This is a genomic window from Providencia sp. PROV040 (assembly GCF_032706145.1).
In the GTDB taxonomy this organism is placed as follows: Bacteria; Pseudomonadota; Gammaproteobacteria; order Enterobacterales; family Enterobacteriaceae; genus Providencia; species Providencia hangzhouensis.
The window spans coordinates 2,416,446-2,432,707 of the sequence record NZ_CP120530.1; the positions used below are offsets into that span (position 1 = coordinate 2,416,446).

A 16,262-nucleotide genomic window follows, 5' to 3' on the forward strand; every position below is an offset into this window, starting at 1 on the left:
GAAAAAATATGGAAAAGTGTTTGCAGTTTAACGTTTAATGCGAATTTTAGGTTGTAAAAAAGTAGATAGAAAAATAAAAGACCATAGGTTTCAAACTATGGTCTCTAAAGAGTAGCAGAAAAGTTGTTATTCGGCTGGTCTAGCAACGATATTACGTGTTTCCATACGAACTTCATTAATGGTGACATTGATAATATCGTTAAGTTGGTAAGCTATTTCACCTTTAACAAGCACATTACCTGTTTCTTGGCTACATTGGATCTCATCACGAACGCTATGAATAAAAGGCGCAGGAACAAAAGCTACAGCACCATTATCTACCAAACGGACTCTTACGCCACCGCGAGTGATATCAATAATTTCAGCTGGGAATTTGGTATCAGTACCTTCAAAAGGTTTTAAGTAACGAGAATAGAGCCAATCACCCACATCACGTTCAGCCATGCGGTTTGCACGACGACGTTCGGCTAACTTGATTGATAATTCTTCGGATGGCTTATTCGTTGAAGGTTTACCAGCAATAATAGATTTGATTAAACGGTGGTTGACGATATCGGTATATTTACGAATTGGTGAAGTCCAAGTCGCATAAGCTTCAAACCCTAAACCAAAATGCGGGCCGGGCTCAGCTTTGACTTCTGCGAAAGTTTGGTAACGGCGAATGCGGCTATCGAGGAATTGGGTCGGCTGTGCATCTAGTTGACGGCGTAGTTGGCGGAAGCCTTCTAGTGATAATAATGATTCAGCCGTTGTTTCAATGCCATTATCTTTAAGCGTTTGCACGACTTGGTCAATTTGTAGGGGTTCAAAGCCCATATGCACATTAAATACGCCAAATCCTAATTTTTCTTTCAGTACTGCGGCAGCACAGAGGTTAGAGGTGATCATGGCTTCTTCAACAATGCGGTTAGAGCTGCGGCGACGTTCAGTCACGATATCAACCACAATTCCTTTGTCATCTAATACAAAGCGGTAATCAGGGCGATCTTTGAACACGAGTGCATTGTTTTCGCGCCATAGTAAACGCCTATCTGCCATTTCTTTAAGCAGCAAAATTTGTTGTTTGTCAGTGTCATTTGCTGGCTGCCAACTGCCTGTATTTTCAAGCCAATCAGAGACTTCGTCATAAACTAATTTAGATTTTGATTCGACCCAAGCGCTGAAAAACTCAATATTATCGTCAATGCGACCATCTTCTTTGATGAGTGCAATGCAGACTAAAGCAGGGCGACGTTCATTTGGGCGCAAAGAGCACAGGTCGTCAGATAATTTGCGCGGTAGCATTGGAATATTAAAACCCGGTAAATAGTTGGTGTAGCCACGGGCTAAAGCCAGTTTATCGAGTTCGCTACCTTCTGCTATATAGCTTGTTGGGTCAGCAATAGCGATATACAGTTTTAAGTCACCATTATCGTTTTTTTCAACATAGAGTGCGTCATCTATATCTTCAGTACTTGCATTGTCTATGGTCGTAAAGTGCAAGTGAGTTAAATCAACTCGTTCAATACCTTGGTCATCACGTTCGCTATCAACCATTTGCGGTTCATTACGGTCTAATTGGTGACGGCGTAACGTTACCCACCATGGTGCAAAATGATCATCTCCGTCAGTGATAAACTCAGTAATTTCAGCGTAGAAGGTTTTATCGCCTTTTAATGGATGGCGTCGCATTTGTGCAACAACCCAATCATCTTGCTTAAACTCATGAGTAATGCCATTGATAGGACGGCAAGAAATCATATCCTTCAGTAATGGGTGATCGGGAATGACAAATAAACGGTTATCATTTTCTTTCTTTTGTATTTTCCCAACAAACCTATCTAAAAAAGGTTCTACCAGTTCTTCTGGTTCTGCAAATTCACGGTCTTTATCGGTATGAACCGCAGCAATAACACGATCACCATGCATGACCTTTTTCATTTGAGGAGGCGGAATGAAATAGCTTTTTTGGCCATCAACTTCGAGGAAGCCAAAGCCTTTTTCTGTACTTTTTACCAGCCCTTCGACGCGTGGGGTTTGGGCATGTAGTTTTTGTTTAAGCTGTGCGAGCAGTGGGTTGTCTTGGAACATACTTACCGTTTAATTAATATTGGGTTTGGCTCTATTGTTACGTAAGACAAAGTCTTAGAGCAAGGAAAAAATGCGTTACCGGCTAGATTCATGATTAAAAGTATCGTTTATCTATAACCTATTCAAAATAGTATCTTGGTCAATCTTCTGGATATATTTTATCTTTAAATTCGCATAAATCTTCGATAATACAAGAGCCACAGCGGGGTTTGCGGGCAATACAAGTATAACGTCCATGCAAAATAAACCAATGGTGACAATCTACTTTAAACTCTGCAGGTACAACTTTAAGGAGTTTGTCTTCAACTTCAACGACATTCTTACCAGGAGCAAAGTTAGTACGATTGCAGACACGGAAAATATGCGTGTCAACGGCGATAGTCGGCCAGCCAAATGCGGTATTAAGAACCACATTTGCCGTTTTGCGGCCAACACCCGGTAAAGCTTCTAAAGCCTCTCGGTTTTCAGGGACTTGGCTGTTGTGCTTTTCGATTAAAATTTGACAGGTTTTATAGACGCTTTCAGCTTTGGTATTAAATAAGCCAATGGTTTTAATGTACTCTTTTATTCCATCCACACCGAGTGCCATAATAGCTTCAGGCGTATTAGCTACAGGATATAGCTTTGCTGTCGCTTTATTGACACTCACGTCAGTAGCTTGAGCTGATAATAAAACGGCGATTAATAGCTCAAAAGGGGAGTTAAATTCTAACTCCGTTGTAGGGTGTGGGTTGTTATCCCGTAGACGAGTTAGAATTTCAATGCGTTTTGATTTATTCATTGCTCACAAAATATCGTTGTTAAGAAATATGGCTGCCGCAACCTTGCTGTTTTTCATATTCACGTTCTGGTTGAATACCAGATTGTCGTGCGGCTCTTTTTTTCATTTTTTCATCAATTAAGTATTTCGCAGCTAATAGTAGTGCTAGGCCAATGAAGGCACCAGGCGGTAGCATAGCGAGTAAAAATGGGGAATCAAGGTGTAACACTTCAATACGAAGGGAGGTAGCCCAAGAACCGAGTAACAAGTCAGCGCCATCAAATAAGGTCCCATTCCCTAAAACTTCACGAATTGCTCCTAGAACAAGCAAGGTCGCGGTTGCACCTAAGCCCATAGCAAACCCATCAAGGGCAGATAGCCCAACAGGATTACGAGATGCATAGGCTTCTGCGCGTCCAATCACAATGCAGTTGGTAACGATTAACGGAATAAAAATCCCAAGTGACTCATACAAACCAAAAGCATATGCGTTGATTAACATTTGTACCGCGCTAACAACAGAAGCAATAATCATCACATAAATAGGGATGCGAATTTCTGATGGCACCCAACGACGTAAAGCAGAAACGGCAACATTAGTACAAACTAAGACTAATGTGGTCGCTAAGCCTAGCCCTAATGCGTTGGTTGCTGTTGATGACACAGCGAGCAGCGGACAAAGCCCTAATAATTGAACTAATGCAGAGTTGTTTTTCCACAAACCTTGCACTAATAAGTCTTTAGATGAATCGCTCATTATTCGTCCCCACAGCGTGGATAATTCGATAATTGTTGTGGAATTTGTTGCATAAATACCGCAGTACGTTTAGTGGCATTGACGACTGCTCTGGGTGTAATTGTTGCCCCAGTAAACTGATCAAATTCACCTCCATCTTTTTTAACTGCCCATTTAGGGTCATTATCAGAGGTTATTTTTTTACCACTAAAATAAGTAATCCAATCAGATATTCGTGTCTCAATTTTGTCACCAAGCCCAGGTGTTTCATGATGTTCTGTAACACGAGTTCCCAGTACTGTACCGTGAAAATCTGTACCGACTAATAAATGTATAGCGCCTGAGTAGCCGTCTAATGCGGTTGTTTCCAAGGCAGCAGCAACAGGTTCGCCATTTTTACGGGCTAGATACAAGCGCCTAGGTTGTTTATTACCCAGTATGGCCTCATTAGTGACTAAATAACACTCTTTTGCGAGGTCGTTATCGTATAAATCACTTGGTATTACTTGGTCGAGTAGTTTTTTCTGAACAATAGCAGCTTGCTCAGCAATAGTCTCTTTCGTTAACGTGTACACCGCAGCGCTAAGCGCAGTGGTTCCTGCTGCAAAGATGGCTAACGTGACCCCATGGCGTCTCATCGTGTTCAACATACGGTTATCCTTACTTATGTCCATGACCGTACGCACGAGGCTGCGTATAGTAATCAATTAATGGAACAGTAATATTGGCGAGTAACACGGCAAAAGCAACAGCGTCAGGGTAACCACCGTATACACGGATCACCCAAACAAGAAAACCGATAATCACACCAAAAATAATCCGTCCCTTAGGCGTTGTCGATGCGGTGACAGGGTCAGTGGCAATAAAAAATGCCCCTAGCATAGTGGCACCAGACAATAAATGAACCCATGGCGACGCATGTTGGCTATCATCAATTAAATAACTAACAATAGATAAAACTGCCAATGTACCTAAGAACGAAACCGGAATATGCCAGCTAATAATACGGCGCTGTAATAAGAACAAACCACCCACTAAATAGCCAATATTCACCCATTGCCAACCAATTCCCGCTAAGGAACCTTGTAAAATAGGTTGTTGTAATACTTCAGAAATAGAATGAGTCAGTAGGCCCGTTTTAAAGCTATCAAGCGGGGTCGCTTGGCTCATGCCATCAATGCCTGTACGTAGTTGCTCGAGGGTAATACCTGTTGGAGTATGGCCACTGAGAATAATGGATAGGCTATCAAGTGCAGAAATCGACATATTTTGTAATTCATGTGGAGGTAGCCAGTTTGTCATGTGAACAGGGAATGATATTAGCAAAACGACATAACCCACCATCGCAGGGTTAAAAGGGTTTTGCCCCAATCCACCATAACATTGCTTAGCAATCGTAATAGCAAAAAATGTCCCTAATACGATCATCCACCAAGGTGAGAGCGGAGGTAGGCTGATAGCTAATAATAATGCGGTCACAATGGCGGAATTATCTTTTAGTACAGGAACCACAGGTTGTTGGCGTAAACGAATAGAAACTGCTTCTGTGATAACCGCTGTTAGCACCGCTAGAATAATTTGGTATAAGGTGCCAACGCCAAAGAAATAAACTTGAGCAGCAATACCCGGTATTGCTGCTAAAAGTACCCAAAGCATCACTAAACTGGTGCTTTGATTGTTATGAGTAAATGGCGCACTAGCAATTTTTAAACGGCGATTTTTCGCATCAATTGGCCTAAATTTCATCTCGTTATCACTTACTCTGTAGTCGTTTGTTCATGTTGTTTTTGTGCTTGCTTTGCTTTTACTCGCGCGATCGCAGCGGCAACGGCAACTTTTCGAGGGTCGGTTTCCTCTTCAATGGGTTGTTCCGCGGCGGGTGTAAGCTCTTCTTGTGCGAGTTGTTCTGCTTGAGCTGCTTTTTTGGCTTTCGCACGAGCAATGGCGGCCGTAACAGCCGCTTTGCGTGGGTCAACCTCTGAATCAGTGACGGTGTCAGCGACTGGCTCTGTTGCAGGTTGCTCTTGAGCCGCTTTTTTGGCCTTCGCTCGTGCAATGGCGGCAGCGACAGCTGCTTTGCGTGGGTCAACCTCTGCATCAGTGACGGTGTCAGCGACTGGCTCAGTTGCAGGTTGCTCTTGAGCCGCTTTTTTGGCTTTCGCTCGTGCAATGGCGGCCGCGACAGCCGCTTTACGTGGGTCAACCTCAGCGTCAGTGACCGTTTCAGCAACTGGCTCAGTTGCAGATTGCGCTTGTGCGGCTTTTTTGGCCTTCGCTCGTGCAATGGCAGCTGCGACAGCCGCTTTGCGCGGGTCAACCTCAGCATCAGTGACTGTGTTAGCGACTGGCTCAGTTGCAGGTTGCGCTTGAGCCGCTTTTTTGGCTTTCGCTCGTGCAATGGCGGCCGCGACAGCCACTTTACGTGGGTCAACCTCAGCGTCAGTGACCGTTTCAGCAACTGGCTCAGTTGCAGGTTGTTCTTGTGCGGCTTTTTTGGCCTTCGCTCGTGCAATGGCAGCTGCCACAGCGGTTTTGCGAGGATCATCCGTGGCCTCTATATCAGTAGGTTCTACTGGTGTATTGGCCAGTTTTTCCGCCTGTTTAGCACGTGCTCGTGCTTTACGGGCTTCGCGAGCAGCAATCACAGCACTATTGTCTGGTAATTCACCGGAAACAATCTTAATTGGTTCGGTTGTCGCACTTTGTTTGGCTTTAACCCGGGCTAAAGCTGCATTAACGGCATCTTTATCAGCGCTATCTACCTGTACAGCAGCTTTTTTATGACGTTCTTCCCTCGCTTGCTTATCACGTTCCATACGCAACTGTTTTGCTTCAAAACGCAACTTTGCTTCAGCAGCACGGCGCTCTTCTTGAGCTATTTCACGAATTTCTGCTTTTTCTTGACGATAATATTGCACTAGCGGAATATTACTTGGGCACACATAAGCACATGCACCACACTCTATGCAGTCAAATAAATTATGTTTTTGCGCTTTTTCGTGTTCATCTCCTTTACTGAACCAGTAAAGTTGCTGAGGAAGTAACCCGGCTGGGCAGGCATCGACACACAACCCACAACGAATACACGCTTCTTCTAGTGCTTTAGGTCCCATTTCTTCCATTGTGGGAACCAGTAAACAGTTACAAATTTTTACGACAGGGACATTCAGGTCGGGTAGGGTAAAGCCCATTAAAGGCCCCCCCATAATCACCATTTGTTCTGGTCCAGGGTTAAAACCTGATTGCTGTAATAGATGTTTAACGGGGGTGCCTAAACGCGCCCAAAAATTACCCGGTTTACTGATGGCTTCACCAGTAACGGTTACCACACGCTCAATCAATGGCTGGCCATCAACAACCGCGCGTTTAATGGCGACCACAGTACCGACGTTTTGCATCAACACACCAATTTGTGAAGAACGCGCACCAGATGGCACTTCTTTTCCTGTCAAAATTTTTGTCAGCTGTTTAGCACCACCTGATGGGTATTTTGTTGGTATAACTCGGATGAATATTTGTTTGTCTTGCGAGGTGACAGCATCTTTTAGGGCTTGGATAGCCTCGGGTTTATTGTCTTCAATACCAATTAATACTTGGTCTGGGGTTAATAAATGCTGTAAAACACGACAGCCTTCAATAACTTCCTGAGCATGTTCTTGCATTAACCTATCATCAGCTGTGATATAAGGCTCACATTCAGCTGCATTAATGATTAATGTTTTAATCGCATCTTGACCACCGGCCAATTTTGATGCGGTTGGGAAACCTGCACCACCGAGGCCGGCTATCCCAGCTTGTTCAATTTTTTGCAGTAATTCAGCACGGGTTAGTTGAATGTAATTAGGCTCTGGGGACAAAGTACACCATGCATCATGGCCATCGGCTGCAATACGCACACACAATTCTTTTAAGCCTGAAGGGTGTGCCGTTACCATAGGTTCAATTGCAGTGATCACCCCTGAAGTTGATGCATGAACAGGTACAGTACGCCCAAGCCCTTTAGTCAATGGCTGGCCTTTTAATACTGAGTCACCAACCTGAACAATTAGCTCTCCCTCAGGGCCCAAATGTTGTTGTAATGGGATAATCAGCTCATTGGGCACTGATGCAATACGCATCGGTGTTTGGCTAGATTGTAGCTTCATTTCAGGCGGATGGATCCCACCTTTAAAATCCCAAATATTATCTTTTTTCAACCAATTAAAGAGCTTAAGCATGAGTTTCACCTCTTGCTTTAGTGACAAGCTGTTCATGGGGTTCAACACTAATATTTTTTACTGGGATAGTGTTTAAATCCCATTTCCAATTGGCTGTAGTCGTTTTCACAGGAACAAGCTCAATACAATCTGTAGGACAAGGGGCGACGCATAAGTCGCAGCCTGTGCACAAGTCTTCAATCACAGTATGCATGGCGCGGGTTGCACCAACAATGGCATCAACAGGGCAAGCTTGAATGCATTTAGTACAACCAATGCAGTTTTCTTCGTCGATAATAGCCACTTTACGAACGGGGTTTTGCGCGGCTTCATCGCCATCAATCGGCAGAGGGTCGACATTAAGCAACTCAGCGATTTTTAGCATGACTTGCTCGCCACCAGGGGCGCATTTGTTGATCATTTCCCCATTATTTGCAACCGCTTCGGCGTAAGGGCGGCAGCCAGGATAACTGCATTGACCGCACTGGCTTTGAGGCAATATTGCTTCAACTTGTTCGACAATAGGGTCTGCTTCAACTTTAAAGCGTAATGAGGCGTAACCTAACATCAGCCCAAATATCAGGCCAAAAACGGCTAATATACCGATAGCAATCCATACAGACATCATTAGAATTTCACCAAACCACTAAAGCCCATAAACGCGAGAGACATTAAGCCAGCTGTAATTAGCCCAATTGATGATCCTTTAAATGGAGCAGGAACATTGGCAACAGCTAAACGTTCGCGAATAGCGGCAAATAAAACCATTACTAATGAGAAACCCACAGCAGCGCCAAAACCGTACACGGCAGACTGCATAAAAGTATGAGACATATTAATATTTAATAAGGCAACACCAAGAACCGCACAGTTGGTGGTAATTAAAGGTAGAAAAATACCGAGTAAACGGTAAAGCGTTGGGCTCGTTTTCCTGACCACCATTTCAGTAAACTGTACAACAACAGCAATCGCTAAAATAAAGCTTAGCGTCCGCAGATAGACAAGGTCGAGAGGAATAAGGACAAGTGTGTCAATCAACCAAGAACTGATTGACGCTAATGTCATAACAAACGTCGTTGCTAAGCCCATTCCAATGGCCGGTTCGAGTTTTTTTGAGACGCCCATAAAAGGGCATAAGCCAAGGAATTTAACGAGAACGAAGTTGTTAACCAGCACTGTTCCAACAAAGAGTAATAGATAATCAGTCATGCTATTGCCTGAAATGAAAAAAGAACAAAAACTGGCCGAAGCCAGTTAAACTATCATTATGATATCAAGCAATTTATGTGATGCTTATCGATCTTGTGTGAAAGTCATTTTCACACGTTGAGAGCGTTTTAGATAAGGGACAAAGAAACCCGCGCCAATTAAAGGCCATGCTAAGACCTGCAAAGCGGTTTCATCGTCAATAGGTGAAAATGCGAAGGTTTTTATACCTAATAATAACAAAATGAGTAGCCAAATAATAAAACGGCGGGGGAAATGCTTTGAGCGGGAAAACATCAGTTGCAGTACATGAATACTGAAAATAGTCATCCCAACAGCGATGGCAAATGACAGATACCAAGCGGCAGGAATAAAACTTGTCCAATGATCAACAGTCGTGACAATCTCATAAAGTTTAATGCAATACATAACAGTCATACTGCAAACAGCTAAAAAGGTTAATAACAAATAGATCGCTGGAACTAATAGCCAGCCAGTGATGCGGTTAGCGTCATAAACTGAAGTCATAATTAATCAAACCCATTTTGGCAAATTCGCTGGACAATCTACAATCCTATCATAGATTTATTTGCCATTTCATTCCTTCTGATGGTACTTTTTATCTCTACCTGAGTTTATCGTTGTATGAGGTCTAAATGTCTAAACCAATTAAAGTCGCGATCATCGGATATGGCTATGCCAGTAAAACATTTCATGCTCCCTTCCTTGGTATTTTAAAAGGGTATGATTTAACAACGATTTCTAGCAGTGACCCGAGTAAGGTTAAGGCAGATTGGCCAAATATTCATGTTGCCGCCTCTCCGGAAGCTGTTTTTGCTGATAAAGATATCGAACTAGTCGTTATTCCTACGCCTAATGATACTCACTTTCCTCTTGCTCAATCGGCATTAGCAGCAGGGAAGCACGTCGTTGTCGATAAACCATTTACATTAGATGTCTCACAAGCAGAACAATTAAAACAACAAGCGGAGCAAGCAGGAAAATTATTGTCGGTTTATCATAACCGCCGATGGGATTCAGGTTTTTTAACAGTTAAAAAAATATTAGAAGAAGGTAAGCTAGGCGATATTAAATATTATGAATCACATTTTGACCGTTATCGTCCGCTAGTTAGGCAACGTTGGCGTGAAGCTGATATTCCTGGAGCAGGTATTTGGTACGACTTAGGGCCGCACTTGTTGGATCAAGTCCTGCAGTATTTTGGTAGGCCTTTAGGGATCAGCGTTGATCTTGCTATGATCCGCCCTAATGCACAGGCAGTGGATTACTTTCATGCCGTTTTGCAATATGCAGATAAGAAGGTTGTATTACATGCAACAACATTAGCTGCTGCACCAACACCGATATATGTTATTCATGGAATGAATGGTAGTTATGTTAAATATGGTTTAGATCCCCAAGAAGACTGTTTAAAAGCTGGCCAACGACCAGAAGGGGCTGATTGGGGAGTTGATACCAATATGGGGAGCGTGACGTTGTCACAAGGTGATGAGCTTATAACACAATCGTGGCCAAACCAACGCGGTAATTATGGTGGTTATTATCAAGGGATATATGATGCGATTCGCCATGGTAAACCAAACCCTGTCACACCGAGTGAAGCAATAGATATTATGAAGCTTATTGAAGCAGGTATACGTTCGGCAAAAGAAAAACGCACAATCGAAGCAATATTTTAACGTCATTAACGCACACTATAAGGCCAGTTAATATAACTGGCTTTTATTATGGATAATCGAATGAATTTGCTAGCTAAACTGAGAATCGACCCATTTTTACTTATCATGATTGGCGTTGTCATTCTAGCCAGCCTTTTTCCTTGTGAAGGCGATATAAAAACGGGGTTTCAATATTTAACTACTGCTGCAATTGCATTATTGTTCTTTATGCATGGGGCTAAGTTATCTCGTGAATCAATAATGGCAGGGATAGGGCATTGGCGTCTCCACCTCTTGGTTTTTGCGAGTACATTTATTGTATTTCCTATCGTAGGCTTAGGGCTTGCGGTGATTGTACCTAAATGGATGTCACCTACCGTATATATGGGCTTTTTATATCTGTGTGCTTTACCTGCGACCGTACAGTCAGCAATTGCTTTCACTTCGGTGGCCGGGGGAAATATTGCCGCGGCTATTTGTAGTGCATCAGCGTCAAGCATTCTTGGGGTTTTTCTTTCACCAATCTTAGTTGGTTTATTGATGGATGCTGATGGCAGCCAAGCCATGGATACGCTCAATGCAATAGGGTCTATTTTAATGCAATTGATGCTGCCATTTGTTGTGGGGCATTTGTCTCGACCATTGATTGCCAATTGGATAAACCGGAATAGAAAATTAGTTAATATGACTGACCGGTCTTCAATATTATTGGTTGTTTATGTGGCATTTAGTGAAGCGGTTGTCGAGGGGATTTGGCAGAAAATAGACGCATTATCACTCTTTATGATTGTGGTTGTCACTTGCGTTATTTTATTTATTATCATTGTATTCAATACATTGGCTGCACGGTTGCTAGGTTTTAGCAAAGAAGATGAGATTACTATCGTGTTTTGTGGCTCGAAAAAGAGCCTAGCTAACGGAGTCCCAATGGCGAACGTCTTGTTTCCTGCTGCGACAGTAGGGGTCATCTTATTGCCACTGATGATTTTCCATCAAATACAACTTATGGTCAGTGCTGTACTTGCACAGCGTTATGCTAAACGATTATCGACCAAATAAGCACAAATATTGAGGGGATTAGTAACAACCCCTCATGTTTTTTGCTGTTTATTTATAAGGGTACTTATTTAGTTACAACATACAATAGGGCTTTATAATTGATACATTAACAACAGTGTTTATACGTTAAGTATAAAAAAGCTAACTAGAGGGGGAAGTGATTGGTTAATGATGACGGTCTATTGGTGTGTAAAGAGATGTGAAATGTTTGAGAGAGTTATCAGGGTTATAATAAATACCCTGATAACATTTAAATTAACGGGTAGCGGCTTTATGTAAGAGCGCTTTTTTCTCACTTTCAGATAAAAATGCCATACTTAGGCCATTACGTTGCGCTTGTTCTATTTCTGCTGAAGTTAAACCTGCTTGCGGGGCTGCAACTTCATACTCATAGCGTAACTCAATACCTTGAACTGCTGGGTCATCTGTATTAATTGAAGCCAATACACCTTGTTGCAAAAAGGTTTTTAATGGGTGTTGAGCAAGGGATGGCACAGTGCTTGTTTGAATATTTGATGTTAAACAGCTTTCCATACCAATTTGATGTTTTACTAAATATTCAATTAAAGCAGGGTCTTCTATTGCCTTTACACCATGGCCAATTCGTTGTGCACCTAATACATTGATAGCATGCCAAATACTGTTCGCTCCAGCCGCTTCACCTGCATGAACAGTGATATTTAACCCTGTATCTCTAGCTTTGATAAAGTGTGACTCAAATAACTCTCCAGGGAAACCTAGTTCATCTCCAGCTAAATCTAAAGCACATAAGTGATGACGATGCGCTAATAGTCCTTGTAATTCAGTTGTACAGGCTTGTTGGCCAAAAGTACGGCTCAAAATTCCAATTAAATTAATTTTAATGTCGAATTGTTGGCATCCAGCACGCACGCCATCAATAATAGCTTCAACGACACCTTCTACAGGTAGCTGGTGTTTCATGGCCATGTAGTATGGAGAGAAGCGTAGCTCTGCGTAATCGATACCAGCATTAAAAGCATCTTCGACATTTTCAAATGCCACACGGCGGCATGCTTCTAAATCTGCTAAAACAGCGACTCCCCAATCGAGTTTTGCTAAGAAACCGACTAAATCAGCTTCTTGTCCTATAATTTGGACGTGAGGGCGCAAAGCTTCAAGTTCTGTCGCTGGTAATTGAATGTGATGCTGTTCTGCTAAGGAAAGAATCGTTTCTGGGCGGATATTGCCATCAAGGTGGCGGTGTAAATCGGTTAAAGGTAAATGTGTTTTAATCACGGAATGATCCTTTATCTATTTTCTATCCTCATTTTGGCTTTTATTTTTCCAAATGCAATTCCAAATCACGAAAAATGTGAAACGTGATCAATAATTACATTTTAATTGTGATGTATATCACACTTGAGTGGGGTGTCAAATAAAAAAGCCAGCTATATGGGTTCACTTCATATTAACTGGCTTTTGTGACTAAATTGTATCGATTAGATTAATTAGTTAGCTGGCGCTGCATCTTGTGGTGCTAATTCAGGCTCAACTTCCATTTCTGGTGCTGGTTCTGCATCTGGAGCAGGTACAGCTTCATATTCTAATGCATCTTCTGGGTTAGACATCACTTTCATCTTAGTGAGGAACTCAGCTAAGGTATATTTGTCATTATTGAATGTCAGGTCATTACCTGCAAATTTGATAGTCATAGTTAAATCATTTTCGCTATCAATCATCCAAGGTGATTTTTTCTGTTTAGCTTTTTCAGCACGTTCTTCATCTGTCATAAACATTTCTTCAAATGGAGAAGAGAACATATCTGAAGTCAGCATTTGCTGAACACCTTCAAATTCAGAAGTAACCATACCTTTCATTTCTTTCTTAGTATCAGCATTAACTGGAACACCTTGATCTAAAATCATTGCTTGAGTCATTGATTCGATCATCATTGGCTTGTTCAGTTTTAAATTGAAATCAAAAGAAGTAATGAGTTGCTTGATAGCTTCATCAACTTTGTTAGACATTGCTAACGCAGTAATTTCATCTTGGTTCCATTTATTAAATGTGATGTTTAGGTCAACTGAACTTTGGCCAGCTTCATTTTTCCAGTAGAAGGGGCTAACAGTGAATACAGGCTTGCTTTTCATTAGCTCTGGCAATGTTGTAGACATCATTTCCATCGCTAAACGCTCTGTTGCTTCAGTTGGGTCACCATTAGCTAAGCCTTGAGCTAATGCTTCATTATATTGTTCAACGAATTTACCTAATGCTTTAGCATCTAATTTTTCAATAGCAACAGTCAGTTCGCCAGAACCTAAGTTTTGCTCTAATGCCTTTAAGTCAGAGATGCTATAAGAAATATTCCCTTTCACATCTTCGCCAGTAATAGAGGTGTCGCTTGAAATTTTGAAATCTTTAAAAGAAAATTTAGTTTCAGGAATGTTGAAATCTGTATCAGCAATAACAAATGACTGGGTTCCAGTGTAGAAGCCATATTGTGATTTTGTTACATTAGAGACTAATTTTAAGCCTTTTAATGTCATAGATTCAGAGTTATCTTTTTTACCAATAACTAAATTATCAGTGACTAAAGTTGCATCAACGGCAGCAAGATCAGAAGTTGTTGATACATCAAACTTAGAACCACTGAAAGATAATGAAACGTCATCTTTCTTATACTCGACAGGGATCAGCTCTAAATTGGTATCAATACTTTTGCTATAGCCAATGACAGCAGAACCATGAATAAATGGTTTACCTTGAGTCGCTTCGAATAATTCTTTTGTCGTCGCGTTGTTAGCTAATTCAATTTGCGTCGCTGCTAATTTTGGTAATAAATTAAACTTAGCGACTTGTGATAATGGGAATGGACCGTGGTCAATATTCGTTTTGAATACAATTGAGTCTTCTGGTGATACTGAATCCGCAGAGGTGATTACGATATCTGCTTTAGATGAAAAAACACCTTTTTCATAATTTTCTACTTTAAAATTCAAACCTGACTCAGGCACATTTACAGCAAAAAAATCGTTGGTTTTGAGAATTACTCTATCAAGTTCATCTTTTACTTTAGAACCTGTATACCATGAAGCTCCAGTCCACACTGCCCCCAGAGCAACAATAACACCAACCGCGACTAATGACTTTTTCATTATAAACATCCATCCTTTCAGCACGTTATTGCCGTACTTATAAATTTATAAAAGTTTTATATAATCGTCTTTATACAATGAAGACGGTTAAATACAGAATATGACACTATTTGTTAAATACCCGGGCTAGTTTGCCACTGCCATTAATGGTTATGCTTTTCTCATAAGCAGGCAAGAAAACAGATTCACCTGAATTAATGCATATTTCATCATTACTAGAATGTAAAACTAACTGGCCTTCAATACAGAACAAAATTGAGGCACTATTGTTAGATAGCGCAACTTCCGAGTGGGTTATAGAATATATATTAAATGCAAAATCTTCTACTGGAATATTATATTTCCAGATATTTCCAGATTTTTCGGGAATACTTAATAAATCCTTTGCAAACGTAGGCTTAAAGTCAATGTTAGCAATCAGCTCTGGGATATCTATGTGCTTATTTGTTAACCCAGCACGCAGTACATTATCTGAGTTTGCCATCACCTCTAACCCAACACCTTCTAGATATGCATGTGGCGTTCTGGCATATAAAAACATCGCTTCACCAGGTTCTAATTCAACGATGTTAAGAAGAAGAGGGGTAAATAGCCCATTATCTTCAGGATATAGGCTAACCATTTGCTTTATTGAGTTCCATGGCTCGCCTTGTCGGCTGTTTAAAGCGGCTTTCAATACGCCAAGTGCTAAATCTTTTTGTTCACCTGTTAAATTAAGAATTTGTGCAAATAAACGAGATAACTTTTCTTTTGTTGGGTCTTGAACAAATAATTGGATATCAGGATGTGCAGCTGAAACAAAATCCAGTAATTGCGCGATTTCATTCAGTGGGCGAAACGCGTTCATTGCCTTAAAAGGTGTTAACGCAAAGATTAATTCAGGCTTATGGTTGTCATCTTTATAATTGCGTATTGGGGAATCTAGTGGGATGCCAGCCGAATTTTCTTTAGCAAAACCAACTTCAGCATAAGTTTTGTTTGGATGTACTTGAACAGACAACGGTTGAGCAGCACATAACACTTTAAATAAATAAGGTAAACGATGATAAGTTTGTGCGACATGCTGACCTAAGTAGGCTTCAGGATCACTTTCAATTAAGGCGTTAAGTGGAATACTTTGATTTTTTTCCGCATCGAGAACTTCGGAGCTTGCTTTTGGATGAGCACCCATCCAAAGTTCAGCCATAGGTAAGCTATCAGGGTTTGAAATCCCATATAACTTAGTCAGGGCCGTTTTACTGCCCCAGTCATAGTTTTGGACTTTGTTTATCATTTTAAGCATAGCAAAATTCTCTTTTTCATAAAAATCAACTGATTTCCTTTTCACTACAATACAATAAGCTCGACCAAGTCTCATAAATGAAATTCAATTTGTGGCATTATACTGCTCGGTTATTTGCTTACCTGCAAGCAGATGATTCTAAAATCAATTATTCTGTG

14 protein-coding genes are annotated in these 16,262 nt (G+C 41.3%); 2 read left to right on the top strand and 12 right to left on the bottom strand.

Annotated features, from left to right (window positions below; genetic code table 11):
• Positions 1–126: 126 nt before the first annotated feature.
• From P3L40_RS11070 to P3L40_RS11110, 9 genes are all read right to left on the bottom strand, one after another.
• Positions 127–2,070, bottom strand: coding sequence for an exoribonuclease II (locus tag P3L40_RS11070; protein WP_196731499.1), 1,944 nt, complete (start codon positions 2,068–2,070; stop codon positions 127–129).
• A gap of 139 nt (positions 2,071–2,209) precedes the next feature.
• Positions 2,210–2,851 (bottom strand): endonuclease III, encoded by a 642-nt coding sequence (gene nth / locus P3L40_RS11075; RefSeq protein WP_004254236.1) that lies wholly within the window; start codon positions 2,849–2,851, stop codon positions 2,210–2,212.
• 19 nt (positions 2,852–2,870) lie between these two features.
• On the bottom strand, positions 2,871–3,587 hold the full coding sequence (locus P3L40_RS11080; RefSeq protein ID WP_094960545.1) for an electron transport complex subunit E: 717 nt from the start codon (positions 3,585–3,587) through the stop codon (positions 2,871–2,873).
• On the bottom strand, positions 3,587–4,216 hold the full coding sequence (gene rsxG / locus P3L40_RS11085) for an electron transport complex subunit RsxG (protein WP_036957719.1): 630 nt from the start codon (positions 4,214–4,216) through the stop codon (positions 3,587–3,589). Before rsxG ends, P3L40_RS11080 begins: the two co-directional genes overlap by 1 nt.
• A 10-nt stretch (positions 4,217–4,226) precedes the next feature.
• Positions 4,227–5,312 (bottom strand): electron transport complex subunit RsxD, encoded by a 1,086-nt coding sequence (gene rsxD / locus P3L40_RS11090; RefSeq protein WP_004254245.1) that lies wholly within the window; start codon positions 5,310–5,312, stop codon positions 4,227–4,229.
• An 11-nt stretch (positions 5,313–5,323) separates the two neighbouring features.
• On the bottom strand, positions 5,324–7,783 hold the full coding sequence (gene rsxC, locus P3L40_RS11095; RefSeq protein ID WP_210852524.1) for an electron transport complex subunit RsxC: 2,460 nt from the start codon (positions 7,781–7,783) through the stop codon (positions 5,324–5,326).
• Complete coding sequence (gene rsxB / locus P3L40_RS11100; protein ID WP_210852522.1) at positions 7,776–8,390, bottom strand: electron transport complex subunit RsxB; 615 nt, start codon at positions 8,388–8,390, stop codon at positions 7,776–7,778. Before rsxB ends, rsxC begins: the two co-directional genes overlap by 8 nt.
• Positions 8,390–8,971: an electron transport complex subunit RsxA gene (gene rsxA, locus P3L40_RS11105; protein WP_004254254.1), complete on the bottom strand. Its 582-nt coding sequence runs from the start codon at positions 8,969–8,971 to the stop codon at positions 8,390–8,392. The genes rsxB and rsxA overlap by 1 nt, the downstream gene beginning before the upstream one ends.
• Positions 8,972–9,055: 84 nt before the next feature.
• The gene (locus tag P3L40_RS11110) at positions 9,056–9,496 is read right to left on the bottom strand and encodes a DUF2569 domain-containing protein (protein WP_136135102.1); all 441 of its coding nucleotides are present in this window, start codon (positions 9,494–9,496) and stop codon (positions 9,056–9,058) included.
• Between the two features lie 128 nt (positions 9,497–9,624).
• Here P3L40_RS11110 and P3L40_RS11115 point away from each other — a divergent pair, with 128 nt between their 5' ends.
• Both P3L40_RS11115 and P3L40_RS11120 read left to right on the top strand, forming a co-directional pair.
• Positions 9,625–10,668 carry an oxidoreductase gene (locus P3L40_RS11115; protein WP_210852520.1) on the top strand — a complete coding sequence of 348 codons (1,044 nt, stop codon included), beginning with the start codon at positions 9,625–9,627 and terminating at the stop codon, positions 10,666–10,668.
• A 60-nt stretch (positions 10,669–10,728) separates the two neighbouring features.
• On the top strand, positions 10,729–11,706 hold the full coding sequence (locus P3L40_RS11120) for a bile acid:sodium symporter family protein (RefSeq protein WP_112307120.1): 978 nt from the start codon (positions 10,729–10,731) through the stop codon (positions 11,704–11,706).
• 255 nt (positions 11,707–11,961) lie between these two features.
• Here the strand turns inward: P3L40_RS11120 and add are convergent, their stop codons facing one another.
• From add to manA, 3 genes are all read right to left on the bottom strand, one after another.
• Positions 11,962–12,963 carry an adenosine deaminase gene (gene add, locus P3L40_RS11125; protein WP_004254279.1) on the bottom strand — a complete coding sequence of 334 codons (1,002 nt, stop codon included), beginning with the start codon at positions 12,961–12,963 and terminating at the stop codon, positions 11,962–11,964.
• 212 nt (positions 12,964–13,175) lie between these two features.
• Positions 13,176–14,822: a YdgA family protein gene (locus P3L40_RS11130; protein ID WP_228677005.1), complete on the bottom strand. Its 1,647-nt coding sequence runs from the start codon at positions 14,820–14,822 to the stop codon at positions 13,176–13,178.
• Between the two features lie 106 nt (positions 14,823–14,928).
• The gene (gene manA, locus P3L40_RS11135; RefSeq protein ID WP_036957724.1) at positions 14,929–16,104 is read right to left on the bottom strand and encodes a mannose-6-phosphate isomerase; all 1,176 of its coding nucleotides are present in this window, start codon (positions 16,102–16,104) and stop codon (positions 14,929–14,931) included.
• Between the last annotated feature and the right edge of the window lie 158 nt (positions 16,105–16,262).

Coding starts and splice junctions, on each gene's coding strand:
- P3L40_RS11070 (WP_196731499.1), bottom strand. CDS start 2,070: ATGTTCCAAGACAACCCACTGCTCGCACAGCTTAAACAAAAACTACAT.
- nth (WP_004254236.1), bottom strand. CDS start 2,851: ATGAATAAATCAAAACGCATTGAAATTCTAACTCGTCTACGGGATAAC.
- P3L40_RS11080 (WP_094960545.1), bottom strand. CDS start 3,587: ATGAGCGATTCATCTAAAGACTTATTAGTGCAAGGTTTGTGGAAAAAC.
- rsxG (WP_036957719.1), bottom strand. CDS start 4,216: ATGTTGAACACGATGAGACGCCATGGGGTCACGTTAGCCATCTTTGCA.
- rsxD (WP_004254245.1), bottom strand. CDS start 5,312: ATGAAATTTAGGCCAATTGATGCGAAAAATCGCCGTTTAAAAATTGCT.
- rsxC (WP_210852524.1), bottom strand. CDS start 7,783: ATGCTTAAGCTCTTTAATTGGTTGAAAAAAGATAATATTTGGGATTTT.
- rsxB (WP_210852522.1), bottom strand. CDS start 8,390: ATGATGTCTGTATGGATTGCTATCGGTATATTAGCCGTTTTTGGCCTG.
- rsxA (WP_004254254.1), bottom strand. CDS start 8,971: ATGACTGATTATCTATTACTCTTTGTTGGAACAGTGCTGGTTAACAAC.
- P3L40_RS11110 (WP_136135102.1), bottom strand. CDS start 9,496: ATGACTTCAGTTTATGACGCTAACCGCATCACTGGCTGGCTATTAGTT.
- P3L40_RS11115 (WP_210852520.1), top strand. CDS start 9,625: ATGTCTAAACCAATTAAAGTCGCGATCATCGGATATGGCTATGCCAGT.
- P3L40_RS11120 (WP_112307120.1), top strand. CDS start 10,729: ATGAATTTGCTAGCTAAACTGAGAATCGACCCATTTTTACTTATCATG.
- P3L40_RS11130 (WP_228677005.1), bottom strand. CDS start 14,822: ATGAAAAAGTCATTAGTCGCGGTTGGTGTTATTGTTGCTCTGGGGGCA.
- manA (WP_036957724.1), bottom strand. CDS start 16,104: ATGCTTAAAATGATAAACAAAGTCCAAAACTATGACTGGGGCAGTAAA.